General features: G+C 47.8%; 33 protein-coding genes. 24 read left to right on the top strand and 9 right to left on the bottom strand.

The genetic code is table 11. The annotated features are described in order from the left end of the window. Window positions 1-158 precede the first annotated feature (158 nt). Window positions 159-518, top strand: coding sequence for a hypothetical protein (locus tag JUF22_RS09100; RefSeq protein ID WP_203645818.1), 360 nt, complete (start codon window positions 159-161; stop codon window positions 516-518). 183 nt (window positions 519-701) lie between these two features. Then, window positions 702-1352 carry an endonuclease III domain-containing protein gene (locus tag JUF22_RS09095; RefSeq protein ID WP_203645816.1) on the top strand — a complete coding sequence of 217 codons (651 nt, stop codon included), beginning with the start codon at window positions 702-704 and terminating at the stop codon, window positions 1350-1352. Window positions 1353-1452: 100 nt separating this feature from the next. Here JUF22_RS09095 and JUF22_RS09090 read toward each other — a convergent pair whose 3' ends face one another. Together JUF22_RS09090 and JUF22_RS09085 are read right to left on the bottom strand one after the other, a co-directional pair. Continuing rightward, complete coding sequence (locus JUF22_RS09090; protein WP_203645814.1) at window positions 1453-1821, bottom strand: type II toxin-antitoxin system RelE/ParE family toxin; 369 nt, start codon at window positions 1819-1821, stop codon at window positions 1453-1455. Then, complete coding sequence (locus JUF22_RS09085; RefSeq protein ID WP_203645812.1) at window positions 1818-2102, bottom strand: type II toxin-antitoxin system RelB/DinJ family antitoxin; 285 nt, start codon at window positions 2100-2102, stop codon at window positions 1818-1820. The genes JUF22_RS09090 and JUF22_RS09085 overlap by 4 nt, the downstream gene beginning before the upstream one ends. Before the next feature lie 190 nt (window positions 2103-2292). On the opposite strand from JUF22_RS09085, the gene JUF22_RS09080 reads away from it, so the two are divergent. Next, window positions 2293-2790 carry a cysteine hydrolase family protein gene (locus tag JUF22_RS09080; protein ID WP_203645804.1) on the top strand — a complete coding sequence of 166 codons (498 nt, stop codon included), beginning with the start codon at window positions 2293-2295 and terminating at the stop codon, window positions 2788-2790. 81 nt (window positions 2791-2871) lie between these two features. On the opposite strand, the gene JUF22_RS09075 is transcribed toward JUF22_RS09080, so the two are convergent. The 4 genes from JUF22_RS09075 to JUF22_RS09060 all read right to left on the bottom strand — a co-directional run bounded on the left by JUF22_RS09075 (window position 2872) and on the right by JUF22_RS09060 (window position 5273). Continuing rightward, a complete protein-coding gene (locus JUF22_RS09075) occupies window positions 2872-3012 on the bottom strand; it encodes a hypothetical protein (RefSeq protein WP_203645802.1) in 141 nt (46 codons plus the stop codon). After that, window positions 2990-3946, bottom strand: a complete 957-nt coding sequence (locus JUF22_RS09070; RefSeq protein ID WP_203645800.1) for a zinc-binding dehydrogenase — start codon at window positions 3944-3946, stop codon at window positions 2990-2992. Before JUF22_RS09070 ends, JUF22_RS09075 begins: the two co-directional genes overlap by 23 nt. Further along, window positions 3946-4377, bottom strand: coding sequence for an SRPBCC family protein (locus JUF22_RS09065; RefSeq protein WP_203645798.1), 432 nt, complete (start codon window positions 4375-4377; stop codon window positions 3946-3948). The genes JUF22_RS09070 and JUF22_RS09065 overlap by 1 nt, the downstream gene beginning before the upstream one ends. A 77-nt stretch (window positions 4378-4454) precedes the next feature. Further along, window positions 4455-5273 carry a helix-turn-helix transcriptional regulator gene (locus tag JUF22_RS09060; RefSeq protein WP_203645796.1) on the bottom strand — a complete coding sequence of 273 codons (819 nt, stop codon included), beginning with the start codon at window positions 5271-5273 and terminating at the stop codon, window positions 4455-4457. A gap of 164 nt (window positions 5274-5437) precedes the next feature. Here JUF22_RS09060 and JUF22_RS09055 point away from each other — a divergent pair, with 164 nt between their 5' ends. Both JUF22_RS09055 and JUF22_RS09050 read left to right on the top strand, forming a co-directional pair. Continuing rightward, window positions 5438-5701, top strand: a complete 264-nt coding sequence (locus JUF22_RS09055) for an AbrB/MazE/SpoVT family DNA-binding domain-containing protein (protein ID WP_203645794.1) — start codon at window positions 5438-5440, stop codon at window positions 5699-5701. A gap of 474 nt (window positions 5702-6175) precedes the next feature. Next, window positions 6176-7396, top strand: a complete 1221-nt coding sequence (locus JUF22_RS09050; RefSeq protein WP_203645786.1) for an RNA-guided endonuclease InsQ/TnpB family protein — start codon at window positions 6176-6178, stop codon at window positions 7394-7396. Between the two features lie 121 nt (window positions 7397-7517). Here JUF22_RS09050 and JUF22_RS09045 read toward each other — a convergent pair whose 3' ends face one another. Beyond that, window positions 7518-7751, bottom strand: coding sequence for a hypothetical protein (locus JUF22_RS09045; protein ID WP_203645784.1), 234 nt, complete (start codon window positions 7749-7751; stop codon window positions 7518-7520). A gap of 222 nt (window positions 7752-7973) precedes the next feature. On the opposite strand from JUF22_RS09045, the gene JUF22_RS09040 reads away from it, so the two are divergent. From JUF22_RS09040 to JUF22_RS13790, 13 genes are all read left to right on the top strand, one after another. Then, the gene (locus tag JUF22_RS09040) at window positions 7974-8672 is read left to right on the top strand and encodes a hypothetical protein (protein ID WP_203645782.1); all 699 of its coding nucleotides are present in this window, start codon (window positions 7974-7976) and stop codon (window positions 8670-8672) included. 217 nt (window positions 8673-8889) lie between these two features. Continuing rightward, window positions 8890-9750, top strand: a complete 861-nt coding sequence (locus JUF22_RS09035) for an ABC transporter ATP-binding protein (RefSeq protein ID WP_203645780.1) — start codon at window positions 8890-8892, stop codon at window positions 9748-9750. 1 nt (window position 9751) lies between these two features. Then, on the top strand, window positions 9752-10627 hold the full coding sequence (locus tag JUF22_RS09030; RefSeq protein WP_203645778.1) for an ABC transporter permease: 876 nt from the start codon (window positions 9752-9754) through the stop codon (window positions 10625-10627). Then, window positions 10582-11103: a LytTR family DNA-binding domain-containing protein gene (locus tag JUF22_RS09025; RefSeq protein ID WP_203645776.1), complete on the top strand. Its 522-nt coding sequence runs from the start codon at window positions 10582-10584 to the stop codon at window positions 11101-11103. The genes JUF22_RS09030 and JUF22_RS09025 overlap by 46 nt, the downstream gene beginning before the upstream one ends. A gap of 11 nt (window positions 11104-11114) precedes the next feature. Next, window positions 11115-11510 (top strand): DUF3021 domain-containing protein, encoded by a 396-nt coding sequence (locus JUF22_RS09020; RefSeq protein ID WP_203645774.1) that lies wholly within the window; start codon window positions 11115-11117, stop codon window positions 11508-11510. A 42-nt stretch (window positions 11511-11552) separates the two neighbouring features. After that, window positions 11553-11840 (top strand): ArsR/SmtB family transcription factor, encoded by a 288-nt coding sequence (locus JUF22_RS09015; protein ID WP_203645836.1) that lies wholly within the window; start codon window positions 11553-11555, stop codon window positions 11838-11840. Window positions 11841-11977: 137 nt separating this feature from the next. Further along, window positions 11978-13324 carry an MFS transporter gene (locus JUF22_RS09010; RefSeq protein WP_203645771.1) on the top strand — a complete coding sequence of 449 codons (1347 nt, stop codon included), beginning with the start codon at window positions 11978-11980 and terminating at the stop codon, window positions 13322-13324. A gap of 180 nt (window positions 13325-13504) precedes the next feature. After that, window positions 13505-13675, top strand: coding sequence for a hypothetical protein (locus JUF22_RS09005; RefSeq protein WP_203645769.1), 171 nt, complete (start codon window positions 13505-13507; stop codon window positions 13673-13675). Beyond that, window positions 13635-14075: a hypothetical protein gene (locus JUF22_RS09000; protein ID WP_203645767.1), complete on the top strand. Its 441-nt coding sequence runs from the start codon at window positions 13635-13637 to the stop codon at window positions 14073-14075. The genes JUF22_RS09005 and JUF22_RS09000 overlap by 41 nt, the downstream gene beginning before the upstream one ends. A gap of 149 nt (window positions 14076-14224) precedes the next feature. Next, entirely contained in the window at window positions 14225-14656 is a 432-nt protein-coding gene (locus tag JUF22_RS08995) for an NUDIX hydrolase (RefSeq protein WP_203645765.1), read from the top strand. Between the two features lie 134 nt (window positions 14657-14790). Next, window positions 14791-15429 (top strand): TetR/AcrR family transcriptional regulator, encoded by a 639-nt coding sequence (locus tag JUF22_RS08990; RefSeq protein WP_203645763.1) that lies wholly within the window; start codon window positions 14791-14793, stop codon window positions 15427-15429. A gap of 129 nt (window positions 15430-15558) precedes the next feature. Beyond that, window positions 15559-16851, top strand: a complete 1293-nt coding sequence (locus JUF22_RS08985) for a YhgE/Pip domain-containing protein (protein WP_203645761.1) — start codon at window positions 15559-15561, stop codon at window positions 16849-16851. A 190-nt stretch (window positions 16852-17041) separates the two neighbouring features. After that, window positions 17042-17320, top strand: coding sequence for an AbrB family transcriptional regulator (locus JUF22_RS13790; protein WP_236000750.1), 279 nt, complete (start codon window positions 17042-17044; stop codon window positions 17318-17320). A 708-nt stretch (window positions 17321-18028) separates the two neighbouring features. Here JUF22_RS13790 and JUF22_RS08975 read toward each other — a convergent pair. Continuing rightward, window positions 18029-18280, bottom strand: coding sequence for a fatty acid kinase subunit FakA-related protein (locus tag JUF22_RS08975; RefSeq protein WP_203645752.1), 252 nt, complete (start codon window positions 18278-18280; stop codon window positions 18029-18031). 103 nt (window positions 18281-18383) lie between these two features. On the opposite strand from JUF22_RS08975, the gene JUF22_RS08970 reads away from it, so the two are divergent. The 3 genes from JUF22_RS08970 (at window position 18384) to JUF22_RS08960 (ending at window position 21583) form a co-directional block, all read left to right on the top strand. Then, on the top strand, window positions 18384-19007 hold the full coding sequence (locus JUF22_RS08970) for a TetR/AcrR family transcriptional regulator (protein WP_203645750.1): 624 nt from the start codon (window positions 18384-18386) through the stop codon (window positions 19005-19007). Between the two features lie 230 nt (window positions 19008-19237). Next, window positions 19238-20458: an RNA-guided endonuclease InsQ/TnpB family protein gene (locus JUF22_RS08965; RefSeq protein WP_203645748.1), complete on the top strand. Its 1221-nt coding sequence runs from the start codon at window positions 19238-19240 to the stop codon at window positions 20456-20458. A gap of 282 nt (window positions 20459-20740) precedes the next feature. Further along, window positions 20741-21583: an alpha/beta hydrolase gene (locus JUF22_RS08960; RefSeq protein ID WP_203645746.1), complete on the top strand. Its 843-nt coding sequence runs from the start codon at window positions 20741-20743 to the stop codon at window positions 21581-21583. 59 nt (window positions 21584-21642) lie between these two features. Here JUF22_RS08960 and JUF22_RS08955 read toward each other — a convergent pair whose 3' ends face one another. After that, window positions 21643-22182, bottom strand: coding sequence for a TetR/AcrR family transcriptional regulator (locus JUF22_RS08955; RefSeq protein WP_203645744.1), 540 nt, complete (start codon window positions 22180-22182; stop codon window positions 21643-21645). A 92-nt stretch (window positions 22183-22274) separates the two neighbouring features. Between JUF22_RS08955 and JUF22_RS08950 the strand changes: the two genes are divergently transcribed. The 3 genes from JUF22_RS08950 to JUF22_RS08940 all read left to right on the top strand — a co-directional run bounded on the left by JUF22_RS08950 (window position 22275) and on the right by JUF22_RS08940 (window position 24681). Continuing rightward, a complete protein-coding gene (locus JUF22_RS08950) occupies window positions 22275-23978 on the top strand; it encodes an MFS transporter (protein ID WP_203645742.1) in 1704 nt (567 codons plus the stop codon). A gap of 146 nt (window positions 23979-24124) precedes the next feature. Next, window positions 24125-24331 carry a helix-turn-helix transcriptional regulator gene (locus tag JUF22_RS08945; RefSeq protein ID WP_203645740.1) on the top strand — a complete coding sequence of 69 codons (207 nt, stop codon included), beginning with the start codon at window positions 24125-24127 and terminating at the stop codon, window positions 24329-24331. Between the two features lie 2 nt (window positions 24332-24333). Next, entirely contained in the window at window positions 24334-24681 is a 348-nt protein-coding gene (locus JUF22_RS08940; RefSeq protein ID WP_203645738.1) for an MmcQ/YjbR family DNA-binding protein, read from the top strand. Window positions 24682-24706 lie beyond the last annotated feature (25 nt).

The raw sequence follows: 24706 nt of genomic DNA, 5'->3' as shown, positions 1-24706 counted from the left end.
TACCAAAAAGCTGGTTGAGGAAAATCCGAAGATTTTCCTCAACCAGCTTTCATTTTGGAGACTTATGTCACAGCCCCTTTGTGGTTTCTGGGGATTAGATTCTTTGATTTTTCAATTGCATTGCTTAGACTAAACAATTAATTGAGGAGGGAACTACTATGGACAAGAAAGCAGTCATCATCCGTAAGTATTTTGAGCTTTCAGATTTAGCATCGGCTGATGAGCATGCTCTGCATGAAATAATTGGGCTCTTTTCAGCTAAAGCCGTTGTTAAAGGTGCCAATGGTTTTGTCGCCAACACGCCAGTAACAATCGCGAGCTTCTTTACGCATTTCTTTCAAGACAATCAAGAGCTACACCATCTTTGTCATGTTGTGATGGACCAAGGCGTTTACAAGGCTGAATGGGTCGTCGCGGGCCGTAAGCGTAGTGGCCAGCTGTTTGCCTATCACGGGTTTGATCGCTATGAGTTTGATCAAGATGATAAAATCAAATTTTTGCAGGTTGAAATTGGTTAGTACAGGGCTACATTGAAAAACAAAAATTGGCCTTAGAAATTTAACGATTTCTGAGGCCAATTTTTTTACGCGCATTGGCTCACCGCTAGATTCTCATCGAATTAGTCGGTCTAGCTCCTATTTTGCGGTAAACTTAAGTTAGCAAGTAAACACCAAATACGTTGAAGAAATCGAGGGAGTCGTATGTTAACGGACAAACAGATTGTGTGGGCCATTCACCAAATGGAAGAGGAAATGGGACCGGTTGGGCCATCCTTGGATCCGCGGACACCCTTTCAATATTTAGTCTCAGTGATTCTGAGTGCGCAGGCAACCGATGTGTCGGTGAATAAGGTTACCCCCACGCTGTTTGCCAAGTACCCCGAACCCAAAGATTTAATGGCAGCCAACGTGACCGACGTTGAACTGATTATCAAGAGTGTTGGGCTCTTTCACAACAAGGCACGCAACATCATCAAGACGGCGCGCATCGTACACGAGGAGCTCAACGATGTGGTGCCAACCGACCGGAAGGGAATCATGGCCTTGCCAGGAGCGGGGCGGAAGACGGCCAACGTGGTCTTGAGCGACGTCTTTGCTCAGCCAACCTTTGCGGTGGACACCCACGTTTCGGCCATTTCCAAGCGGTTGCATTTTGTAGACCAATCGGCATCCCCCTTGCAGGTCGAAAATAAAATCGTGAGCGTGCTCCAACCAGAAGAATTACATCGTGCCCACCACACCATGATCGAGTTTGGCCGGAAATACTCGATGAAGCTGACGCCAGACAAGGAAGTCTGTCAGTTGATTATTGACTGTGATAAGTTGAATGAGGAAAATGAGGCTGAAGTCTAGAGTATCTTAGGATTTTTTAATGCATGTATATACAAAAGGCGCTCTGAGCTGATTAAGCCAGAACGTCTTTTAATGTGGAACTTTGCGGCCAGTTAGTTTATTAGAACAAGCTGCTATGAGTGCCAATGGCCACCAGATAAGTGAGGCTGTCATCATCGTAGTAAACTAAAAGATGATTGCCATTGTGTCCATCAAAATGTAGTTCCAAGATTTGAATTGAAATGTGTTTCAACGACAGGTGTTGTTTTATTTGTTTTGCTAGTGTCTTAGATACATGCAGTGGGTGAGCGTAAAAATAATCTGGAAGGGGTTGACGCTGCATAAAACAGTCAATGACATAATCCCACGGTGAACGTTTTTGTTCGTCAAAGGGAACGGTTCCATGAAATATTGGCCGCCAGCGCGGATCCTTTCGTACGTGTTTAAAATGTGTCTTAAATTGAGAAGCATATATCAGAGAATGTTTCATGATTCTAGCATCTGGTTAAGTTCCTCGCGACTATGAGCGACGTTCTCGGGCTTCTTGTTTCCGCTGACGACATCAGTCATCTCTAAGATAGACGCAATGACTTCCTTAGATGGTTGGGCAAAATGAGTTGGCAATCCATAATTTGCAACACCTGTAAGAACAATCCGCATGTATTCGCTAATTGTTAGACCATTCTTGGCAAGTTCGTTTTGAGCACGAGCCTTAATGTCGTGATTAATGCGGGTGTTAATTCGATCAGTCTCTTTATCCTTAGTTGGCATAAGTGGTCACCTCTGAACATCATTGTACACCATATGACGTACGAATCAATTGAAATGACTTTTGAGAAAGCCATTCATTTAATTTTACCCGTAATTATCTCCCTATTAATTAGTTAATTTTTAGAGACTTGCGGGGTCGAATACGCTATGATAGACAGTGAGCAAAAGATCCCTGAAGGAGGCCATCAACATGGCAGATGTCTTATTAGTCATAGATCTTCAAAATGGTGTTTGTTACGGCGACGAAACCGCTGTGAACTTGCCCCAAGTTATCGCGGGTGTTAACGCACGAATTGCGGCGTACCGGCAAGCGAAAAAGCCCATCGTTTTCGTCCAACACACGGACGCAGACCTGGTCAAGGGTACACACGATTGGGAATTCATTTCCGAGTTGGCTTACCGGGACACGGATCCCGTTGTCAGCAAAACGCACGCCAATGCCTTTTACCACACCAATTTACGGCGCGTTCTAACCGGATTTGCCGCAGAATCATTGGAAATTTGTGGGGCCCAAACGGAGTACTGTGTTGACACCACGGTTAAGGTGGCTCACGGTATCGGGTATGACTTGGAAATGACGCGGGGGTTAACAACGACCGTGGACAACCAATTCATGACGGCTGAACAAACCATTGCCTTCTTTGAGGGCATTTGGGATAAGCGTTTCGTCACGATGCGAGAAGCGTAATCGGATAATTTAATGTCATTTCAAAGGCGCCTTGAGCTGTTTTTTATCAGCCGAGGCGCCTTTTTATGCGGAAATTTTTAGTTAGCGGGAGCGTTTGAAGAGCCACAACAGGCCACCGAGAATACAGCCAATCAGGAGGACCCGAACCCCCCAGCCAATCAGCCAGAGTGTGAAGAGTTGCGGCAATAGGTGGGCCCAATCAATCGTTAGGTTCATGAACATAGTTATTAGCCTCCTGTTGATAGGTTAAGAGAATGCGACCAGCCGAGTGTTCCGTCATCAGGTGATGTTGGGCGGTCTTGACGGCGGTAAACGGCAACTGTTCTTGAATCACGGCGGTGAGCGCGCCCGTAGCCAGTTGGTCGAGCAACCACCGGTAATCACCGGGCATGATGGTGCCACTGGCAAAGGTGAATGCTTGTTCCGGGAAAGCTGGCTGATAATCCGGTAACGCAAGTGACAAGATATTTACCGGTCCCAGTCGAGCGCTTAAATGATCTAGTAAGGACGCATTGCCAGCTAAATCAATGAGTTGGTCGACAGTCGTCGTTGTCAGTTGTTCTTCTAGTGGTCGATTGTAGTCCAGTACTTGTTCGGCACCCAACTCAGTTAGTAGTGAGTGACGACTGGAATGCCCCACGGCAATGACGTGACAGCCCGCTAGCCGGGCCAACTGGACCAGGTAGGTGCCAACACTTCCCGTGGCGCCGGTGATGAGTACCGTTTCACCCGCGGTCAATTGGGCCTTTTTCAAGGCAAAGTAAGCGGCATCGGCGCCACCAATCACAGTTGTGGCATCGGCCAAGGATACACTTTGCGGAACTGGAAACAGGAGTGGCGGTAAGGCCGAGAGTAGTTGTTCCTGATGGCTGCCAGTCAGTTGAATGCCAATTACGGGTTGGTTGTGTAAGCGTGGGTGCCGCAGCTGACCAACCTCGCGGACAATCCCGCCGAAGCCGTAGCCCACCACAATGGGCAGTTTGACCGGGCGACGTTGCTTCAGTTGACCGGTCTCGGTGAGTACGTCGTAGGGCATGACCGGGGTGTAGTGGGTCTCGACTCTGACGGCGAGTGGATTCAGTAATTTTGGCGTGGGCCTCGTCGCGAGGGTCAACGCGTCGATGCCGTTGTAGGAATCTTGCACGATAGCTTGCATTAGCTGAGCACCTCCCGAGAGGATTCGGCGAGGGCGATTAGGTGGTGGAGTTTCTGGGCAAAGGCCTGTTGAGCGATGGGTGCCAATAAGCGTAGGGGTAGCGGTAGGCCACCTGTGCTGGTGACGCGGAGTTCTTCGGTGAGGATGGTGTGCGTCGCTTCTGTGGCTAGGCTGAAGACGAGGTCATAGGCCAAGCGGCCGCCCTGACTGTGGTAGATAATTTGGTCGGCAGTTGCCGTGACGGATAGGTCTTCATGTTCATTGAGAGCGGGCGGTTGACGGGTAAGCTGAAATTTAGCCGTGATCGTTGGGACGACTTGGATGAGCTCTTCGTCCCACAGCGGCAAGTTTTCCGGGTGGACGAGAATCTCGTGCAAACGGTCGGGGCGAGCATGAGTGCTGATGACGTTTTGGAATAAGTTTTCTGACATTGAAAAAGGCCTCCCTTGATTGGATGGCCTTACTTTAAGCGTTTTATCTGCTAGTTAAAAATCAGAATACTGATACTCTAAAATTTTTCGGGCACCTTCTCGTGAAATAGGTCCGATAAAAATTGTTGTTTCTGCCGAGCAGTTTCGGCATCGTTGGCGTGACCAGCTCGCTCGGCCAGTTCTGCCAACAGGCGGTAACTGTTGGCCAGCATGTAATGTGAGTCATGGTCGGTGATGTAGGTGATCCCGGTTAGGAGCCGCTCGGTGGCGACCGTGACATCCTGCAAAAAGTAGGCGGTCAGGGCAGCCAGGTAGAAAAGAATGTTGTTATTTTCTTCGTAGGGGCTTTGGTCGAGGTTGGCGAGCGCCTGCGTGATTAACTGCGCTGCACTCTCGGGTAGCTGTTGTTTGGCGTGTACGGTGGCGAGCGAGGCCAAAGCCAGTCGCGTCAGGGTAGTCGGCGTCCGTTCCTCGGTCATGGTTGTGGCGAACTGCAAATTTTGTTCGGCAGCAGTGAGTGTCGGGTCAACGTGCAGTTGCGCCACGCCCAGATAGTAGTAATAGGCCTGTGTCTGTTGGGCGGTGGCCACGGCATCTTGGGTACTGGGAGCCGTTAAAAAGTCGGCCAGTTCCTGGTAGCGGTGCTGATTACAGAGCCGCTGCATGTGAGCGTTCAGCTGATCATCCCCGCTAATGGCAAAGTCGGTCGCCAGGCTGATTTTATCGAGCGAAATGTCTAGACGGTGACAGAGCGCCAGCAAGAGCTTAGCATTGGGCGTGTACCGATCATTTTCGATGGCTGACAACATGGACTGCGCACAGATGCCGGCCGCAACGGTCTTTTGTGAGCGGTGCTGTTGCTGGCGTACTTGTTTGAGCGTGGTTCCGAGTGACATGGCGATTCCCCCCTGGATGAGTGATTAGGTCTAATTTACCTGGTTTGGGCAGGGAATGCTAGTGGTAACGAAAAATAAAGTTGAGTTGTATGTGGAGCCAATACGTTGATTAATGTATCTACAGGGTGTATGTTTTCTGAAACCAGTGATGGGAGGAAAAGAACATGGTAGTTACCCAAGAGCAAACTTATTTGGCCGGATGGGGAAGTGCAAAGGCCGTCAGAATTCCCAGTAAGATTATCAAGCAATTAAATTTAACTGATAACCAGGAGCTGACAGTCACGGTTCAGGACGATTCAATTGTATTAACACCAGTTAAGAAACAACCAGTCAATATCCATGAGTTGTTTGCAGATTGGAAAGATGATGGCAAGCGTAATCAGGAATTAGACTGGGGAAAAATGGAAGGTCATGAATTACCATGGTAAACTGGGGTGGAATTGTTTTTCGATAGATTTAAATCATAAGACTCAGGACAGAAGCGTAACTCTATTTGCTTTTTGAATAAAACACTGTATATTGTAGACAGAAGCAAAGGGTAGATTTAAGCTTCTGGTTGGTCAGGCAACCTAAAAAACAGATAATTTTTGCTAGCGGTTCTGCTACTAGCCCCGTCTGCTGAAGACAAAAAATTCAGATAACTTCTGTCAGTGGTTCTGCTACTGACCCCGTCCGCTGGGGACAGAAAACCTGTTCTTAATTGAGAATTAAAATAAAGGAACATCGCCTTAACCTGTTATGGTAATTGCGATGTTCCTTTATTTTTTATTAAAAGCCAAGCAGAAAACCTGCGACTTTAATCGCGGGATGAATGCCAGAACTTTGTATTCTTTTTCAAAACATATGTTCCCCTAGAGAGCTAAACATGGTATAATTAATCCAATCTACAGGGGAGGTATCCATTGGTTAAACTGGGTCGAACAATCAAACTAAGACTCTATCCGGACACTGATCAAGCAGATCAATTTCTAGCAATGAGTCAAGAGTATCAACGATTAGCTAATATTGTCAGTCAATGGATATTTGATCATGAGTTTCAGTTAAGTTGGTTAAAAATCAATCACCAACTGTACAAACGATTCAGACAAGAAACATCGCTCAACAGTCAGATGGTCCAATCTGTTTTTCGGACAGTAGTAGCTCGCTACAAAACTGTCCGAGAACAGATGAAGCAACATCCGTATCGCTACAAGAACGGAGAAAAAAAGTGGATTCAAGTTCCTAGAGACCTGAACTGGTTGGTGAAACCCATCCATTTTCGTCGTCCACAAGCTGATTTGGTTCGACAGAGCAATTATTCCTTTGTAGAGGACATGCAACAAATCTCAATAACTACGCTGGGTAAACGAACAAAGTTAGCGTTCACCAGCAAGGGATTTGCGAAATATTTTACTGATGATTGGAAGCTTGGTACTGCCAAACTGGTCCACAACCGAGGCAAGTGGTTTTTGCACATCGGTATTACCAAAGAGGTTCCTGATTTCAATCAGCAAGGTAATCCACAGATTGTCGGGATTGATCGTGGCTTACGCTTCCTAGCAACTGCCTATGATAGTGAAGGAAAAACACTATTCTTCGACGGTCAAAAGATTTTGCGTAGGCGGAAGAAGTTCCTAGAGATTCGACGACAGCTGCAAAGTAAAGGAACAAAGTCCGCCAAGAAAAAGTTGAAACAGCTAGCTCAACGAGAGAACCGCTGGATGACCGATGTGAATCATTGGCTAGCTAAGACACTCGTTGCCCTATATGGTTCGCATACACTTTTTGTCTTGGAAGACTTAACAAACGTGACATTCGATACGGATGATCTACCAAAATCTCTACGCAATAGCCATCGTTCTTGGGCCTTTTTCCAACTAGAATTCTTCTTAACGTATAAGGCTCAGGCCATCGAAAGCAATGTCGTGAAAGTTAATCCAGCATTCACCTCGCAACGTTGCCCCAAGTGTGGACTAGTTGATAAGGCCAACCGACATCATGATACCCACGAGTATTGGTGCAAACAATGCCAGTATCGTTGTAACGATGACCGATTAGGTGCAATGAACATTAAGATGCTTGGGCAAGAATGGCTGAGCGGTGTCAAGCGACCAAAGATTAAGAAGCTAACAACTGCTGGGTAAACCTGACAGTTAAACGGGTTGCCGTCAATTACCCGATGATGTTGCCACTACGAGTAGGAGTAACTTAACGGGCATGCTGGACTACTGTGTTGCAAGACACGTGAGCGACAAGCCTCTGAATTCATTCAGGGGCAATTGACGCGTCACTCGGATGAAAGCCAATCAGACTGCGATAATAGGTATAACCGAGCAAGATAACAACCAGTCCCGTAATGGTCAGGAGCAGACCAGCCAGCCCGTGTTGGGCGATGATTGAGACAATCTGGTTGAAAATATTTTGCCCGAAAGTGGTGCGCTGCACACAGAGATAACTACCGCAAATAAGCGCCCCAATAGCAGCACCAATCACCGACATAAAGGTTTGCGTTGCTTCTGGTCCATGTTTAAGCTGGTAAGGAGTCGAAATCAGTAACTGTGAGTGACTTGTAGAATGAAGGATGTTTTAGTGAGCAAGTGGTCACTCCCCTAAAAGATTGCGCCTTTAGAACATCTTAATATATTACAGTCGAAATGCCATTGACACATTTTTGTAACATGCCTATACTAGCTTTAATCTTTGGAAGAGGAGTGGGATTACATGAAAAAATCTTTAGTATTGATGACTGTTTTAGGAATGGTTGCGCCGTTGGCATTGGCCGTACCAGCTTCTGCTAAGAGCACGACGGCTGTCGCCACTGCGGCAACGACTAAGCAAAGTAAGACCTACACTATCGTTTCGTCTAACTTCTTCAAGCAGGCCAAGACGGTGCATACCAAGGATGCCAAGCCAGTCGTTTACAAGGCCAGCATCGCCGCTGATCGGCCAACCATGACGTTGACGGCTAAGGGGAAGCTGAAGTCAGGTACCACTTACAAAGTGACTAAGCAAGCCACATTGAAATTAAACGCCAAGAAAAACCAGACCTACAGCTACGTTAAGGGTCAGGGCTGGGTCGTTGCCAGCAAGTTAACGGCCGGCAAGTTTAAGGCCGCTGACGGTGTGAAGGCCAAAGCTGTGAACTACACCATCGTCTCATCCAGCTTCTTCAAACAAGCCAAGACGATGCACACGAAGGACGCCAAGCCAGTCGTTTACAAGGCAGCCATCGCCGCTGACCGGCCAACGGCAACCTTGAAAGCCAAGGGTCAATTAAAGGCTAGCACGACTTACAAAGTTACGAAGCAATTAAAATTAAAGAATTCAGCCAAGAAGACCCAGACGTTTAGCTACGTTAAGGGTCAAGGCTGGGTCTTGAAGAGCGCCTTAACTAGTGGGCAATTCAAGAACGCTGACTAATTGGGGAATTAGTTTTATGCGTGAATGGTCACTGAAGTAAGGGGTACAAAGCATCGGTCATCCGAGAGGTGACGGTGCTTTTTTATTTTCCATCAAGAATCGGTCATTTTTACCGCACCATTTCAACCACTTACCCAGCAAAAATCGCCACTTAACCCAATCACCGAGACGCCACGCGCCCTTACGGTGTATTCTCTTGGCATAGGAGATGAGGCAGATGCTATTAGAAGCGCAACACTTAACCAAGACCTTTGGGGATCACATTGCTGTTAACGCGGTGGACCTGCAGATTGAAAAGGGCAGCTTTACCGCACTACTGGGGCCAAACGGGGCGGGGAAGTCGACGACCATGAACATGCTGATTGGTCTGCTGCAACCGACTGCCGGCCAGGTGACCTACGATCATGACCCCAAGCTGGGCGTGGTCTTTCAGGGTAGCGTGCTGGATGACATCTTAACGGTTCGGGAAAATTTACAGATTCGTGCTGGCCAGTATCGGCACATTCCCGCTGACCGGGTCACCGTTTTGAGCCAGCAGCTGGGGCTCACCGCGTTTATGGCCCAACGCTACGGCACCTTATCCGGTGGGCAACGACGGCGCGTCGACATCGCCCGGGCCCTGATCAACGAGCCAGACATTTTATTTCTGGATGAACCCACGACCGGTCTGGATATTCAGACGCGGCTAGCCATCTGGACGCTGATTCAACGGTTACAGCGAGAGAAAAAGCTGACTGTCATCCTGACCACACATTACCTGGATGAGGCGGACGCGGCGGACAACGTCATCGTGATTGATCATGGTCGAATCCTAGCCCAGGGCACGGCGGCTGACATCAAGAATCGCTACGCGGCGGACCGGTTGACGCTGACCTCCCCGAATGTGGCACAACTGGCAGCTCGGGTGGCCCAGCAGCCAATTCGGCGTACTGCCGACCAGCTGGTCTTTAGCCTACCAACGATGCAGGCAGCGCTCGACATTTTAACGGCCAATCGGCCATTGATCAGTAACTTTGAATTCCGGCCGGGCACCATGGATGATGCCTTCCTGGCCTTAACAGGAAAGGAGATGCGGTAACATGCTAGCCATGATCAAACGCAACTTATTGCTGTATTTTCGGGATCACAGTGGCGTCTTCTTCTCACTTCTGGGGGCGCTCATCTCGTTTGTGCTATACCTGGTCTTCCTGAAGAAAAATATGTTAGCAAGTTGGCACCAGATGCCGGACGCCAAACTCATGCTCGATACGTGGCTGATTGGGGGCACGCTGGCGATTACTAGCATCACGACGACCCTCACTAGTCTGGCGCTGATGGTCACCGATAAGGAAAAACACATTGCGGACGATTTAACGTTGACCGACGCCGGTCCGTTGCACCTATTCACCAGCTACCTGATCAGTGCAGCGGTGATTGGCACGCTAACGCAGCTGGCGATGTTTGGCATCATGTGGGGTGGCTTTTACCTGACGGATGGCCTGACGCTGTCGGGTACGGCCGTTCTGAACACGTTGGGACTCATGGTCACGAGCTCTTTGTTGGCGGTTGTGGTGAATGCGGCCATCGTCCAAGGCATTCACACGGTGGACAGTTTAGGCAAATTGGGGACAATCATAGGGACCGCGGCCGGGTTTCTGGTGGGGACGTACATCCCCATTGGTGCCTTGCCAAGCTTCGCGCAGAGTATGGTCAAATTCATCCCCGGCAGCTACGTGGCGGCGCTCTACCGGCAATTTTTGATGGACGACAAGCTGAAATCAGCCTTTGCTGGACATTTGGCAACGCGCCATACCTTTGAACGATTGATGGGTATCCGATTAAACTGGTCGACCTTGTTGACCCAACAGGAAACTTACCTCATAATGGGATTAATCTTTAGCGGTACCGTGGTGCTGGTATTTGGTCTGAAATGGCTACAGATCCAGCGCCGACGCCAGTACCTGCGCGAACGGTAACTGAAAATGGGGTGATCAGCGTGCGGCATAAATTTGAACAGAATGAGACGATTGATCCGGCTGATCCCCTAGTGGTGGTGGAAGCGGCCGCCGAGAGTCCCGAGACAGCGGCGATTATGACCTACCTGGGGAACTACCAGGTGGCGCATGCGGGGATCATTCCCGTGAAGACGCCGGATCGATTGGTGATGGTCAAGGCGGCCACAATTATTCTTGCCGATGTCCAGCACGAGACGCTGATGCTGTACACCACCACGGACACGATTACCACGCACGAAACGTTGCGGCACCTGGTCCAACGCTTAGCCAACCCTAATTTTATTCAGGTCTCCAAGCATGGCGTCTTAAATTTAGACCACCTGCAGTCCTTGGAGGATAGCTTCTCAGGCAACATGACGGCGATTTTAACGAATCAACTTAAAACCGCTGTGAGTCGTAAATATGTTAAAGACTTAATGAGCCAACTGGGCTTGTAGGAGGGGGAGCTATGACTAAAATATTCAGGTACGCCATCAGAGGCGTGGGTTATGGCGCCGTTGCCTATCTCCTGCTGATTGCCTTTAGCGTGGCCCCCACCAACGTCTTCCCGAAAAACGTGGTCAGCCTGCTTTTGGCGAGTGGGGCAATTGGTATTCTCAGTATGATCTTTGACAGTGACCATGAAGAGGTGGCCTGGCCACTGGCGTTTGGGATTCATTTGGTCGGGACGGCCGTGCTGATATTAGGGCTGATGCTCTATAATAACTGGTCCATTGGCGTTTCCTTCTGGATTGAGTTTGTCCTGATCTACGTCGTCGTTTGGGCCGTTGTCATGTTGGACCAGCACCTCCGTGTCAGTCAGATCAATCAGGCGTTGAAGCAACGGGCCAAGCATAAATCGTGATGATAGGGGAATTCAAAAATCAAGTCTAGTAGGATGAGTGATATGGTTAACCAATTACAAAAAAATGACGCATCTGTCCAAATATTTAAGGCCCTGGCTGACCCCATTCGCCTGGCCATCATTCAATATCTCAATCAGTTGGACCACGAGGTAGCTTGTGGCGAGGTCGGTCGTGCCATGCACATTAGTAAGACTTCCGGGTCGTATCATTTTAAGATTCTCCAGGAAGCGGGATTGATTTCCGTAAACAAGGTCGGCCGTGAAAAAAATGTCAGGCTAGACCGCTCGACGTTTGATCACTACTTGACCCATTTCTGGCAAAATCTTTAGCGCATTAGACCATTGCAGAGTCGTTCCCCCGGGAGCGGCTCTTTTTAATTTTGGTGCTTGTCAGCTGACAAGGGGCATGCTATGGTTACATAGTTCAAAGCTTTTTGAACTATTAAGCAACCTTAGGAGATGGGGCAATGACAGGGGAGACGCATCGATTGAAATGGATTTTGGGGTTAACCTCGTTAGGATTTTTCATGGCCATGATGGACGCGATGATTGTGACAACGGCATCGACGGCTATTCGCACCGATTTTCAGATTTCAGTGGGCACGCTACAATGGGCATTGAATGCCTACAATATTACCATCGCAGCGATTCTACTGGTCGGGGTCGCTTTGGGCGAGCGCTGGGGGCGACGATGCGTCTATTTGTGGGGAATTCTAATTTTCACCATTGGTTCGGTATTTTGCGCGTTGGCGACCAATATTAGTTGGCTCATTCTGGCGCGAATCGTCGAGGGGCTGGGGGCCTCGGTCATGACACCCATGTCGATGGCCATTCTGACGAACGCTATGCCTGCCAACCAACGGGGCCGTGCCTTAGGAATCTGGAGTGGCATTGGTGGCTTGGCCTTGATTGTGGGCCCGTCTTTGGGTGGCTTCATCGTGGCCCAACTGACTTGGCAGTGGATTTTCTGGATCAACGTTCCCGTGGGCCTCTTGGGTATCCTGTTGGCACAACACTATTTGCCGGAAAGTCGAGGACAACGAGAACCGATTAATCTACTTGATAATGCGTTGATCATTATGGCCATGGCGGGAATCATTTGGGCATTGTCCGTAGCGACCACAGGTGACAAACTAGATTTCGTCTTGGGTATCGGGGGACTCAGTATCGGAGCGGCTGGCTGGTTTCTGATTCGGCAGGCCCGGGAAGCGTTGCCCATGGTGCCACTGACCCTTTTCCATGAGGCAACCTTTACGGGTGGCAATCTCGCAACGGCTTGTCTCTACGGATCAATGTACGGGGTCGTTTTCTTCCTGCCGCAGTATTTGCAGGCCGAGCCACGGGCGACGGCGTTAACGGCTGGGCTGGAATTACTGCCGTGGACGGGAACGTTGGTCTTGGTGGCACCATTCGCGGGAAGAGCCGTCGACCGCTTTGGTGAACGGGGAGTGGCGACGCTGGGTTTACTGTTCCAAGGGTTGGGTTATTTATTGTTGGCGTCGTTTGTTCATCAAACTTATGTGTGGTTAGTTTTACCGCTAATGCTGGCCGGCATTGGATTATCGATGGCAGGACCGGCATTACAGAAAGCGGTGCTGGGTGCGGTGCCGAACGTCATGATTGGCAAGGCGTCTGGTATCTATAACGTCTTTCGGTTGTTAGGTGGGGCGTTGGGGACGACAATTTCAGTGATGATTTTCTATCAGTTTCACCAGTTGGGATTTGTTAGCGGCTTTCAGGCAATCATGATTGGGGCGGGCGTGATTTCGCTGCTGGGCATGGTTTGGTCCGCACGGCTAAATGAGCGTGCTTGAAGTTTTTGACAAAGGATTCAAGGCAGTAATTAATTTTCTGTTTTGGATTTTGTGTACAGATTATTTGCTCGATTGTTTTGTTGATTTTACAAATCATGGCTAATAAGTAGTTTTATTGTTGTGCGTGATAGGTCTAGGTCGTACCATCAGTTCAAATTTATTCGAAGAGAAGTGATTCATATGGAGAAGTTAGTGATCTTAATTTTGACATTGGCAACATTGGGAATTGCTGGCCCGGTGATTACCAAAGTAGTGGTTAATTCACAGGTCCGCCAATCAGCTTACTGGTTACCTGAAGGGAGTTTTCCGGATGATGGCGATTTTGGTGATGGTCTGCATCAAGGTGGGTAGAATCTTAAAAATTTATTTACAGAGTTTGTTTCCAGTAGGCCTTTATCTAATTTTAGTTTCACGGACGGTTGGAACAACAATTATTCTTGATCACAGTATTTTTACCATTTATTTCGTTTTGTCATGGTTAATCGCCTATCCATTCATTGCCCGTCAAAGCCCAATGTGGCTTAAACATTTGGGGCGAAATCAAGCGAATATCGCTATGAGGTTTCACAATAGCGATTTGGCTAACTATGACCGGGGGTCTAACTGGCGCGTTGCGCATACCCGTGTTTCTTATTTGCCCATCAGGACTACCATGCCTAGTACTGGATGGGGGGCGTGGTTGATTCGTCAATTTTACTGCTTTGTTTTAATTGTATTTGCACCCATAGTGTTGATTAAGCGAAGACTTTAATAGATTTTGAAGTCCAGATGGTAATTTCCGGTCTGGGCTTTTTGGTTGATAAGGTGTTTGTAACTGGATATTCTCAAGGCAGTCGCATGTTTATCATTTACTGGCCAGTTGGCGTTTACTAGCAGTAGCTCAGACGATTGGAGGCCCAAATGTTGAATCGGTTAATTGCCCACGTTATTGTCCCCACTAACAAGGGCATCGTGGTGCTTCGACGAACGCAAATTGAACGGGGAAAAGCAAATGTTTTCCCCGGTTGGTGGGACCTGCCGGGTGGCTTAACCAGCGACGGTGAGTTTCCACAGGCAGCGGCGGTAAGGGAATGTGCGGAAGAAATTGGCCTGCGGGTCACAATTCAGCGAATTGTTCTGGAAACCTCAAACGCCGATGCGGCTAAGGCGACCTTGTTCACCAGGCTAATTTACTTGGCGGATGAGGTTGACCTTGGGAATGGGCAAAACATTCGGTTAGACCTCGCTGAACATGATCGCCTTCAGTACCTGACCTCACTGGACCAGCTGACGGAAAATCATCGGCTCATTCCCTATGTGGTCACCGCGGTCAGCCGGGTACTTAAAAAATAAGTTCAAGGGAAATAGTCCTTGGGCTATTTTTTGTCGCGTCAGGGGTTTGTAAGTTAACCGACTCAGAAGCGTGAACATGTCAGCACTTTGCGGGGATTTAGGCTTTAATGGAGGCGGAAAGGAGTGACTTACCGATGACTGACGAAGAAAAATTGCAACGCATTTACGCGGCGGCGAGTGAACTGTTCATTCAGCCGGGCTATCATGAGACCCAGATGCAGATGATTGCGCAACGCGCGCAGATGGCCGTGGGAACTTTGTACCGCCTGTTTAGTGGCAAGGAATCTCTGCTGGACTACGTCTTCCTGACAACGTTACCGACGACCGTGGACCGCCTACAAACTTTTCCCTTACAGCCGGTTGATTCGAGAGAACTGGTTCGGCGCACGGAGGCCGCGTATGCCGGCTGGAATCATCAGCTGGCCGGACAGCAGGCCACCGACTTTGACCAGCTGTTAACAGCGCTATTCACGGCGTTCAAACGGTACGCGCGCTACTTCTTAATTCTTGAGCATAATCCCACGGTCAATCCGGCTTTGACGGCACTATACCGGCAACAGCGGCAAGAAATTTATCAACGGGTGGGCGACTTTTTTCAGCAACAACGACCCGAGCTGGCTGACCCGCAACGTAACGGGGTAATCGTGGTGGACCTGGTGTTCTGGTGGTGCGCCCACAAGCGCTACGACAGCTTTGAAACGGAGATGGCGCGTAGTGATGACGAGCAAATGCTGGCCGTCGTCCGCGACATGTTGCGGCGGAGCTATCAGTGAGCCCCTTAATTAGCTAACCGGTCAAAGGCACCGTGAATCGTCGCCCAAAATGGCAATTTTGACGGGAGTGTTTAGACTGGGTGGCAATCGAATGAATGATTCGTTCATTCGTAAAAGGGGGAAAGTCACATGAAATCTCAAGAATGGGTCTACCTCAAGCACCATCCAGCACTTTGGCGAATCCTATTAGGCATCTTAGTAATTCCACTATTTTATGCCGGATTATTCCTGGCCTCCGTTTGGAATCCATACGGAGAATTGCATCATTTACCCATGGCCGTCGTCAATCAGGACCGGGCCACACGGACATTGGACTGGGGACGAACGGTGTCTCGGGAGTTGGTTAAGAGCAAGTCGTTACAGTTTCACCGGATGACGGCGGCGAAGGCTCAGCGTGAATTGAAGGACGGTCGGCTATTTTTAGTCTTAAAGATTCCGGCCAACGCGTCACAAACCCTGAGTCATTTGGCAACGGCACCTAAGCAGTTGAAGGTGACCTATGACACCAATGCCGGTCAGAGCACGGTAGCATCGAAAATGGGCGCGACCGCGATGCAGAAGCTGCAGACAACGCTGAACCAGTCGACGATTCAGGCCGAGTTGCAAGCCAGTCAAGCAGTGGCCCGGCACCTTGGCCAACGGTTGACGTTGACGGCGAAGCAATTGGGCCAGCTGCAACAGGCTAGCACGGCCGGTTTACCAGCGGCACAGCTCGCCGCGGCAACGCAGAAAATTGTGAATGGGTTAACGCAGGCGGGTGTTCAACTCAGTGAGGTCCGGCGAGCGGATCAATTGAAGCAATTGGCCATGCCCGTGAAGTTGACGCAGCATGACGTGGTGGCCGTCGCCAACAATGGCACTGGCATGGCACCGTACTTCATGGCTATCTCCCTGTTTGTGGGGTGTATCACGCTGAATATCATTTACGACGCCCGCAAGCGTCACGGCAACTACCGAAACTTTGCGGTAGCCTGGCTGGATAAAATGGGATTTCTCTGGGGTTTCGTGGTATTGGCGGCGTCAGCCATGTGGTTAGGCGTGTGGTACATCATTGGACTGCGACCACTGGAGCCGGGGAAAACGTACCTGTTGTGCCTGTTGATTGTCTTGGCATTTTTCAGCTTGGTGACCTGTTTCCGGTTATGGTTTTGTCTGACCGGGGCGTGGTTAATGCTGCTGTTCATGCTCTTTCAAATTGGGGCGTCGGGTGGAACGTATCCGATTGAACTCACCAATCCGTTCTACCGCGCCGTTCACCCGTATTTACCCATGACCGTTGCTATGGCGGGGTTGCGGCATACGATTTCACTGGGTGGCTCAATTGCGGGGATTAGCTGGATTTTAGCGGGAATTGCGGTCGTCTTTAGTTTGGGTACACTGGGGTATTTTTACTGGCACCGAACGGATTCGGCGGTGCTGTAGGTAAATAGACATCTTGCGGTCAAATGTAAAAGGGGAGCGGATTCCATGTTGGGAGTTGCTTCCCTTTTGAATTTGACTAGTGCAGTAAGAGCTTAGCGGACAGTAAGTGATGTTTAGATCTTAGGAGTCGCTTTACTTTGAATGCCTGTGAGAAATTGCTAAAGTGAGTAAGAAGTGAGGTGGGGAGCTCATGGGATTCATACCAGGTAGTGAAACAATTAAGATTTCTAGTAAAAGACAAGTTGTCATGCCGTTTGTTTTCAGGGAAAGGCTTATCATTTCGAAAAGTAATCAGCTAAGGGTCACCCGCAATGAAAATGGACAATTAATGTTGGAAAGGTTTCCTTCTAGTCTTGATTGGAAAGAATTAATTGCAGGTATGCCGGTTGAGCGGGTAGATATTGATAGTGAGGGGCGTTACGATCCTAAAAAATCACCAAGTTTTGACGAATGGATGCATGAAGAGTGATAGTTTGTTCTGATGAGCCTATGGATTTTTGGATAACATAGTTGTGCGCATGTAAACAGGCTCAAGTTCTGTAATGGAACCTGAGCCTGTTTATGGCTAGTTTTAATTTAAAAAAGTTAAAGTTCGATGTTTATTGAATAATCCAGTAATTTACTTTAATATTTTGACCATGTAAACTATCCAGCCGACAGATACGCCGATAAATAAGGCATCGACATTAAGTATTAGGAAGGTAACTGACAGAATTAGCCAAAACATCGTTGAAAAGATGATTTTTTTGACACGTTTGTCATTATTAACCAAAAGCAAGTGCGGTTGCGTTTGGTGTTGATTCACTTGTAGAAGTTGTGTAATCAACATTGACAACAACTGCCCCCCTGTAAGAATTATCGTGTGTTAGTAACACAGCCCCTGAAATTAAGCATGGGGAAATATGCTTACCATTTAACATAGTAAAGCCCCTTCCTTTTGTCCCCTTAACAGTAGTCTGATGGGTGAATCAAGTCAATACGCTGAGAATATTGGCTTGATCATTTCTACCGAATTGATTGAAAGTTGAAATAATTAATGTCGTATTTCGGGATATGCACTTTAATATTTGGCTCAAAGCCTCGTTTATGATTAAAAATGGCTTAGCCCAAAATACTGGAATTCCTTGCGATTCCAGCATTTTTAGCACCTGTGGCGTAGGTTGGCACTGCTATCTTGCTAGCCTTTCAGGCCGCGCGATTGGCGGTCCATATCTTCGACAACGACATCAAACATTTCGCCTAGAGAGGCGCAGTATTTGAGAACGTCCCAGGGCTCATTCGTGTGAAAATGAATTTTGATTAAGGTGTCATCACCAACGGCAATCAAGCTATCTCCCTTGAAATTATTTTGGAAGTAGTCGTTAATTTGATTCTCGTCTAAGTCGTGGCCATCGATTAAACATTGCGTATCGTACTTGTATTCCGTCATTTTTAGCATCTCCTGTAAGTGGTTCGTCTCAAACAGTACACTGTACTGTTTGAAAAGTCAAATCATCTTGTATATGCTATACTTCAAGTGAGAGGGTGACTGGATGACGCGTAGTGCCAAGGAACGTCTTATTGAGACGGCCATAAAACTTTTTAACGAGAATGGTTATGAAAAAGTTTCGTTACGAGAGATTGCTGAAGCAGCTGGCACAACTATTGGTAATTTAACTTACCATTTCCACCGTAAAGAAGATTTACTGGTCGCAATTCAGGAAAAGATTGCCCTAGATTTTATTAACTTTGCGGATGATTCCTCGGAAACGGGTGAGGAGGCGCTTCGTGAATTGATTGCAATTTTTAAAAAGTCTGCTGAGTTAAAAGCGCGCAATCGGTTTTTCTTTGCGGACCTGGATGCAATTATCACTGATAATCAAACACTTAGCGTATCTGTTCAGGACTTTCACCAGCGATTATATCTAGCCTATCAGCAGTGTTTCAGCAAGCTGGTGAAGTTCAAGATGTTTCGTCAGGATATCTCCGACCAGCAATATGCTTACTTAGCCCTGACGTTACTCACAATGGACTATGCCTGGGGATTACGGCATTCGCCCAAGCACGGGGTAGGGTTGGCGGTTGATACGGCCGTTTTGAGTGCTAATGCCATCTATCCGTACTTAACAGAACGGGGTAGAACTATTTGGGAGAGAATCAATATCATGGCTGACTAGCTATTAGTTTTGGACAATAACTATTTAAAATAAAGCGCGATTTCCAGATTAGGGAATCGCGCCTTTGTGAATTCAAATTAGTTAATCATGATTTTATTAAAAACCAGACAGAAAACCCGCGATTTTAATCGCGGGATGAATGCCAGAACTTAATAATTTTTCTTGAAACGTACGTTCCCCCAGGACGCTAAGCATGGTATACTTAACCCAATCTACAGGGGAGGTATCCGTTGACTAAACTGGGACGAACCATCAAGCTAAGACTCTATCCAGACACGAATCAAGCAGAACAATTTCTAGCAATGAGTCAAGAGTATCAACGATTAGCTAATATTGTCAGTCAATGGATTTTTGACCATGAGTTTCAGTTAAGTTGGTTAAAAATCAATCACCAGCTGTACAAACAGCTTCGGCAAGAGTCACCGCTCAACAGTCAGATGGTCCAATCTGTTTTTCGGACGGTGGTAGCTTGCTACAAGACAGTTCAAGAACAGATGAAACAGCATCCTTACCGTTACCAGAACGAAGAAAAAAAGTGGGTTCAAGTTCCTAGAGACCTGAACTGGTTGGTGAACCCCATTCAGTTTCGTCGTCCGCAAGCAGATTTGGTACGTCAGAGTAATTACTCTTTTGTAGACAAGATGCAACAAATTTCAATAACGACTCTAGGCAAACGAACTAAGTTAAGATTTACCGATAAGGGGTTTGAAAAATACTTCACCGACGACTGGAAACTGGGTACCGCTAAGCTGGTCCACACCCAAGGTAAGTGGTTTTTGCATATTGGTATCACAAAGGAAGGTAGTGATTTCAATCCCAAGGATAGCCCTCAAATTGTGGGTATTGACCGTGGTCTGCGCTTTCTAGCGACTACTTTTGATAGTGAAGGGAAGACGCTTTTTTTTGACGGTCAAAAAATCTTACGTAAGCGGAAGAAGTTCTTAGAGATCCGTCGGCAATTACAAAGTAAGGGCACTAAATCTGCCAAGAAGAAGCTGAAACGACTAGCGCAACGAGAGAACCGCTGGATGACCGATGTGAATCATCGGTTAGCTAAGACACTCGTTGCGGCATATGAGTCGCACACCCTTTTTGTCCTGGAAGACTTAACTAATGTAACATTCAACACCGACGACTTACTTAAGTCCCTACGGAATAGCCATCGTTCCTGGTCTTTCTTCCAGCTAGAATCGTTCTTGAAGTACAAGGCTCTGGCTATTCAAAGCACTGTTTTGAAAGTGAGCCCAGCGTTCACTTCACAACGCTGTCCCAAGTGTGGACTGGTTGAGAAGACCAACCGCCATCACGAAACTCACGAGTATTGGTGTGCCCAATGCCAATATCGTTGTAACGATGATCGATTAGGAGCAATGAATATTGAGATGCTTGGACAGGATTGGGTGTCTGGTATCAGACACCCAAAGATTAAGAAACTAACGACTATCGGGTAGAGCCTGATAGTTAAACGGGTAGCCGTCAATTACCCGATGATGTTGCCACTACGAGTAGGAGTGTCTTAACGGACATGCTGGACTACTGTGTCGCCAGACACGTGAGCGACAAGCCCCTGAATTCATTCAGAGGCAATTGACAAGTGGCCTCAAGCTTAGCGTCAGTCTTGTAATAATCATTTTAGCAGATTCTCTAAGATATCTCTTGCGTTAGAGTCCACGTGAAGGGCTATACTGGTGCTATCAAAGTAAGATTTACGCCAAATATGGGGGATAAACGTTATGTTGAGAAGAAGATTATTGTTAGTCTTGGGGATAGGTGTCCTGTTCGTTGGGGTGTCAGCCTGCGGAGTTAGTAAGCACCAAGCCGCGTCGGACTTACCTGACGCTAGTAAATACGAACCCACACTGTTTTTCCACGGTTGGGGCAGCAGTTACCATGCTGAGGAACAGATGGCGCACGCGCTCGTCAACGCCGGTCTGACGAAGACGATTATGCGGGCAACCGTTTCGAAACAGGGCAAGGTCACGTTGACTGGCCGCTTCCACGAGGCTGATGATCATCCCATTGTGGAAGTAGACTTTCAAGACAGCCGGAATAGCAGTCCGCAGCAGTGGGGACGCTGGGCGCGGGCAACAGTTGTGAAGCTTCAACACCAGTATCACATCAAAAGGTTTAACGTGGTTGGCCATTCAATGGGGAATATGGCCATTATGTATGGCTTGCTGGGTAGCTCAGACAAAATGCCCAAGCTACAGAAGCAAGTCGACATTGCCGGTCATTTTAACGGGATTTTGGGCATGAACGATGAACCCAACCGGATGAAGCTTCAATCCAATGGCAAGCCAACTAACATGCAGCCCGAGTATCGCGCCCTGTTACCACTCCGGCAGACCTATCCGCGGCAAACTGCGGTGCTCAACATTTACGGCGACAAGGCTGATGGTTCGCACTCGGATGGTTCCGTCAGCAATGCATCATCCCAATCGTTGCGGTACCTGGTTGCTGGTCGTGCCAAGTCTTATCAGGAGCGTAAAATTGTTGGGGCGAATGCGCAACACAGCAAACTGCATGACAATGTGCAGGTTGATCGGCTGTTGATAAAATTTTTGCTAGCGAAATAAATAGGTCATCATCGACTAAAAGAGACAATCTCTGAGAATTCTCCAGATGATTGTCTTTTTTAGTCTTGTTGATCCAATGTAAACTGAGCCACCATTTGACCTAGATACTCCGGGGATTCAACAAAACCATTCTTGACCCAGTTGACCGTAACGTTGATGACGGCACCAGAAAAGAACTCTAGATAGTAAGGGGCCGTTAACCGCGACGTGTGTTTTTCAATACAGTCCTGCTTGATGAGTAGCTGAAAAACGGTCTGAAATGTTTCCAGCAGAATAGCCAATTTATCATTTTTAATCAGAAGTTGGTAGGTTTCAGCCTCAGACTTCGTATTCTCAAAGTAGTGGGTCATTAAGCGCGCCAATTCAACTTGCGATGTCCGTGGCAATCGGCGCAGATAGCGCAGCATGTTCTGCGTTTGGTATGTTCGAATAATCTGATCAAAATTTTGATAGTGGCGATAAAAGTAGGTCCGTGAGACTTGGGCCCGCTGGCAAAGTTCGGTGATAGAAATGTCGGTCAGTGGCTTGTGCATCATCAGCTCCAGTAAAGCCTGATAAATGGCCGCTAAGTTCTGCTGCTTTCGGTCATGCGGATTCATTAGGTAACAACCTCTCCCTTTCTGTAACCTAAAGCTAGTTTATCGTGGTGGCAGCCGATAAACTAGCAATAACACTTGAGGAGGGTGGCAAGATGATGAAAAAATCAGTGAAGTTAGTTGGGGTAATGGCCATTGGTATTTTTCTTTGTATGTTGGACACAACGGTGATGAACATTGCGTTGCCGGCGATTCAGACCGGATTATCGACCAGTCTGGAGCAGCTCTCATGGGCACTCAATTTATATACGATTTTATTTGCCAGTTTGACGATTCCCTTAGGCCGACTAGCAGATATCCATGGTCGCAGCCGGTTTTACATCTTAGGTTTAGCATTATTCTTAGTTGGGTCACTATTTTCTGGATTAGCAGCTAATGTGGCGTGGCTAATTGTGGGCCGGGGAATTCAGAGTCTGGGAGCAGCAATCGTCTTCCCAGCTAGTATGACAATTGGCATTCAGAGCGTTCCTATGGAAAAACGAACCAGTGCGATTGCCACACTGGGCGTCACGCAGGGATTAGCGGCGGCCATGGGACCAACGATTGGCGGAATCATGACGCAATTCTTTGGTTGGCGTGGAATATTCTTGATCAACGTGCCGTTTGCCTTGCTTTCACTCGTGCTTTGCTGGCGATTGTTAGATCTGCATGAAAGCAAGCAAACCAAGGAACGTTTAGATGTTGCTGGTTCGCTACTCTCAATGATGATGTTATTCAGCCTAACCCTGTTACTGGTTAAGGGCAGTGACTGGGGGTGGACGAGCGGGAGAGGTCTGGGACTCGGTCTACTGAGTCTTGTTGCGCTGGCTGCTTTTATTGTGGTAGAAGCACATAGTCAACAACCCATGGTGCCGCTGGCTTTATTCAAGGACAAACAGTTTGTCGGATCAGCAGTTGTGACCGTGATGTCCGGTATCTTTCTGGTTGCGCTATTAGTCCTGATGCCGAGCTTCTTTACGAAGGTGCAAAATAAGGGTGAGCTTCTGGCAGCACTGATGATTACGCCGGCCTCGCTTATGATCTTCATCTGGTCACCCATCAGCGGTTGGCTGTTATCCAAAGTGGGGCCGCGAACCGTCATTTTGATGGGGAGTCTGTCTATGATTGGGGGTTACGTAGTCCTTAGTCAAATGAATCCCAATATCTATTGGCAGGTTTGCGTGGCGGCAATCCTAGTGGGCGCAGGCTATGGCATCGTGATTGGACCGATTACGGTATTGGCGGCGGGCGATTTCACCGACAACCTACTAACGGCCTCGCAGAGCGTCATTGGTGTTTTTCGGCAGATTGGGACATCCCTAGCTGTGGCCATCTTTGTGTCGGCGCTGTCTGCCAATCTGGTAACGGCGAAGACCAATATCTGGACCTTTGCGCAGGACGGCGTCGAAGCCTTAGCGGTAACGGATAAGGTAAAGCGCGACACGCTGGTGCAGGTAAAAACGCAGTTAGCTACGGAGAAAACGCCTAAGCATCAACAGACGACGTTCATTGGTAAGACGAAAACACAACGGCTTATCCGCTTAAACTATCAGCAAGCCTTACAGAAAAATAAGCTGACCCAAGCATCCGCTACCGTTAAACGGCGTATCCACCAACAGGTTAGTCAAGTCGTAACGACTCAGGTTGCTCAAGATAATCGGGCTTTGACGCCGGTGGTTGCGACAATCAGACGCGAAACTAAGCAACAATTAACCCAGGCCTTCTTGCGGCCATATCGAATGGCGCTGCCATTTACATTTGGCATGCTTCTGACGGTATTTCTGTTTAGGAAACGTCAGGATTATCTGAATCGAAACTAAATTTTAGTGGGCGTCTGGGATTAATGAGGATCTCAGACGTCTTTTTTGCTGGCTGATGATATATGGTGTCAAAAAGTATTTACATTTTATGTCAAACATGTTTTACTAAAAGTGTCAAATGAGTGTGACATAGGAAGGCGAAAACCATGCAAAATAGTATTGCCATTCGGCGTAAAACATTAAAACTATCCCAGGCAGAGGTGGCTAAGTTAGCGGCCGTGACGCGGCAAACAATCAATGCCATTGAAAACGATAAGTATGATCCGTCGCTAAGCCTGGCTTTCAAATTAGCACAGATTCTAAACACATCAGTAGACGTCTTGTTTGACTATCGAAGTGAAGGAGAGTCGTAATTATGGAAATGACAAAAGAAGCCCTCATTGCATTCAGCAGTAAGGACAAAAAAGTTAGTGTTGATGAGCCGTTTAACGCTCCGGGCCGCCGCAATCGGATTGTCTTTGACGCGTTACGACACGCGGCCAGCAAGAAAATATTTGGGTTGGCCTACGAGAAAAATGACACCCTGTACCTGGATTTAAAATGTCACCCTGCCAGCATTGATGAGCTGGTTAACACGATGCCTTACATCCTACCGGGGCAGCATTTCACGAAGCAAAACTGGATTACCCTGGATATCAGTCAGGTGCCGTCCAAAGAGGTTTTACGGAAACTTGTTGATGCAAGTTTCCAATTGACCGATTAATTAATGGTATGATGAATACGAATCA

The sequence above is a fragment of the Levilactobacillus lanxiensis genome, assembly GCF_016861655.1.
Taxonomy (GTDB): domain Bacteria; phylum Bacillota; class Bacilli; order Lactobacillales; family Lactobacillaceae; genus Levilactobacillus; species Levilactobacillus lanxiensis.
This window is presented reverse-complemented; position numbering and strand designations above follow the sequence as displayed.

What these genes read in the sequence shown, in the direction of transcription:
- JUF22_RS09100 (WP_203645818.1), top strand. Translation starts at nt 159, where the DNA reads ATGGACAAGAAAGCAGTCATCATCCGTAAGTATTTTGAGCTTTCAGAT.
- JUF22_RS09095 (WP_203645816.1), top strand. Translation starts at nt 702, where the DNA reads ATGTTAACGGACAAACAGATTGTGTGGGCCATTCACCAAATGGAAGAG.
- JUF22_RS09090 (WP_203645814.1), bottom strand. Translation starts at nt 1,821, where the DNA reads ATGAAACATTCTCTGATATATGCTTCTCAATTTAAGACACATTTTAAA.
- JUF22_RS09085 (WP_203645812.1), bottom strand. Translation starts at nt 2,102, where the DNA reads ATGCCAACTAAGGATAAAGAGACTGATCGAATTAACACCCGCATTAAT.
- JUF22_RS09080 (WP_203645804.1), top strand. Translation starts at nt 2,293, where the DNA reads ATGGCAGATGTCTTATTAGTCATAGATCTTCAAAATGGTGTTTGTTAC.
- JUF22_RS09075 (WP_203645802.1), bottom strand. Translation starts at nt 3,012, where the DNA reads ATGTTCATGAACCTAACGATTGATTGGGCCCACCTATTGCCGCAACTC.
- JUF22_RS09070 (WP_203645800.1), bottom strand. Translation starts at nt 3,946, where the DNA reads ATGCAAGCTATCGTGCAAGATTCCTACAACGGCATCGACGCGTTGACC.
- JUF22_RS09065 (WP_203645798.1), bottom strand. Translation starts at nt 4,377, where the DNA reads ATGTCAGAAAACTTATTCCAAAACGTCATCAGCACTCATGCTCGCCCC.
- JUF22_RS09060 (WP_203645796.1), bottom strand. Translation starts at nt 5,273, where the DNA reads ATGTCACTCGGAACCACGCTCAAACAAGTACGCCAGCAACAGCACCGC.
- JUF22_RS09055 (WP_203645794.1), top strand. Translation starts at nt 5,438, where the DNA reads ATGGTAGTTACCCAAGAGCAAACTTATTTGGCCGGATGGGGAAGTGCA.
- JUF22_RS09045 (WP_203645784.1), bottom strand. Translation starts at nt 7,751, where the DNA reads ATGTCGGTGATTGGTGCTGCTATTGGGGCGCTTATTTGCGGTAGTTAT.
- JUF22_RS09040 (WP_203645782.1), top strand. Translation starts at nt 7,974, where the DNA reads ATGAAAAAATCTTTAGTATTGATGACTGTTTTAGGAATGGTTGCGCCG.
- JUF22_RS09035 (WP_203645780.1), top strand. Translation starts at nt 8,890, where the DNA reads ATGCTATTAGAAGCGCAACACTTAACCAAGACCTTTGGGGATCACATT.
- JUF22_RS09030 (WP_203645778.1), top strand. Translation starts at nt 9,752, where the DNA reads ATGCTAGCCATGATCAAACGCAACTTATTGCTGTATTTTCGGGATCAC.
- JUF22_RS09025 (WP_203645776.1), top strand. Translation starts at nt 10,582, where the DNA reads ATGGCTACAGATCCAGCGCCGACGCCAGTACCTGCGCGAACGGTAACT.
- JUF22_RS09020 (WP_203645774.1), top strand. Translation starts at nt 11,115, where the DNA reads ATGACTAAAATATTCAGGTACGCCATCAGAGGCGTGGGTTATGGCGCC.
- JUF22_RS09015 (WP_203645836.1), top strand. Translation starts at nt 11,553, where the DNA reads ATGGTTAACCAATTACAAAAAAATGACGCATCTGTCCAAATATTTAAG.
- JUF22_RS09010 (WP_203645771.1), top strand. Translation starts at nt 11,978, where the DNA reads ATGACAGGGGAGACGCATCGATTGAAATGGATTTTGGGGTTAACCTCG.
- JUF22_RS09005 (WP_203645769.1), top strand. Translation starts at nt 13,505, where the DNA reads ATGGAGAAGTTAGTGATCTTAATTTTGACATTGGCAACATTGGGAATT.
- JUF22_RS09000 (WP_203645767.1), top strand. Translation starts at nt 13,635, where the DNA reads ATGATGGCGATTTTGGTGATGGTCTGCATCAAGGTGGGTAGAATCTTA.
- JUF22_RS08995 (WP_203645765.1), top strand. Translation starts at nt 14,225, where the DNA reads ATGTTGAATCGGTTAATTGCCCACGTTATTGTCCCCACTAACAAGGGC.
- JUF22_RS08990 (WP_203645763.1), top strand. Translation starts at nt 14,791, where the DNA reads ATGACTGACGAAGAAAAATTGCAACGCATTTACGCGGCGGCGAGTGAA.
- JUF22_RS08985 (WP_203645761.1), top strand. Translation starts at nt 15,559, where the DNA reads ATGAAATCTCAAGAATGGGTCTACCTCAAGCACCATCCAGCACTTTGG.
- JUF22_RS13790 (WP_236000750.1), top strand. Translation starts at nt 17,042, where the DNA reads ATGGGATTCATACCAGGTAGTGAAACAATTAAGATTTCTAGTAAAAGA.
- JUF22_RS08975 (WP_203645752.1), bottom strand. Translation starts at nt 18,280, where the DNA reads ATGACGGAATACAAGTACGATACGCAATGTTTAATCGATGGCCACGAC.
- JUF22_RS08970 (WP_203645750.1), top strand. Translation starts at nt 18,384, where the DNA reads ATGACGCGTAGTGCCAAGGAACGTCTTATTGAGACGGCCATAAAACTT.
- JUF22_RS08960 (WP_203645746.1), top strand. Translation starts at nt 20,741, where the DNA reads ATGTTGAGAAGAAGATTATTGTTAGTCTTGGGGATAGGTGTCCTGTTC.
- JUF22_RS08955 (WP_203645744.1), bottom strand. Translation starts at nt 22,182, where the DNA reads ATGAATCCGCATGACCGAAAGCAGCAGAACTTAGCGGCCATTTATCAG.
- JUF22_RS08950 (WP_203645742.1), top strand. Translation starts at nt 22,275, where the DNA reads ATGATGAAAAAATCAGTGAAGTTAGTTGGGGTAATGGCCATTGGTATT.
- JUF22_RS08945 (WP_203645740.1), top strand. Translation starts at nt 24,125, where the DNA reads ATGCAAAATAGTATTGCCATTCGGCGTAAAACATTAAAACTATCCCAG.
- JUF22_RS08940 (WP_203645738.1), top strand. Translation starts at nt 24,334, where the DNA reads ATGGAAATGACAAAAGAAGCCCTCATTGCATTCAGCAGTAAGGACAAA.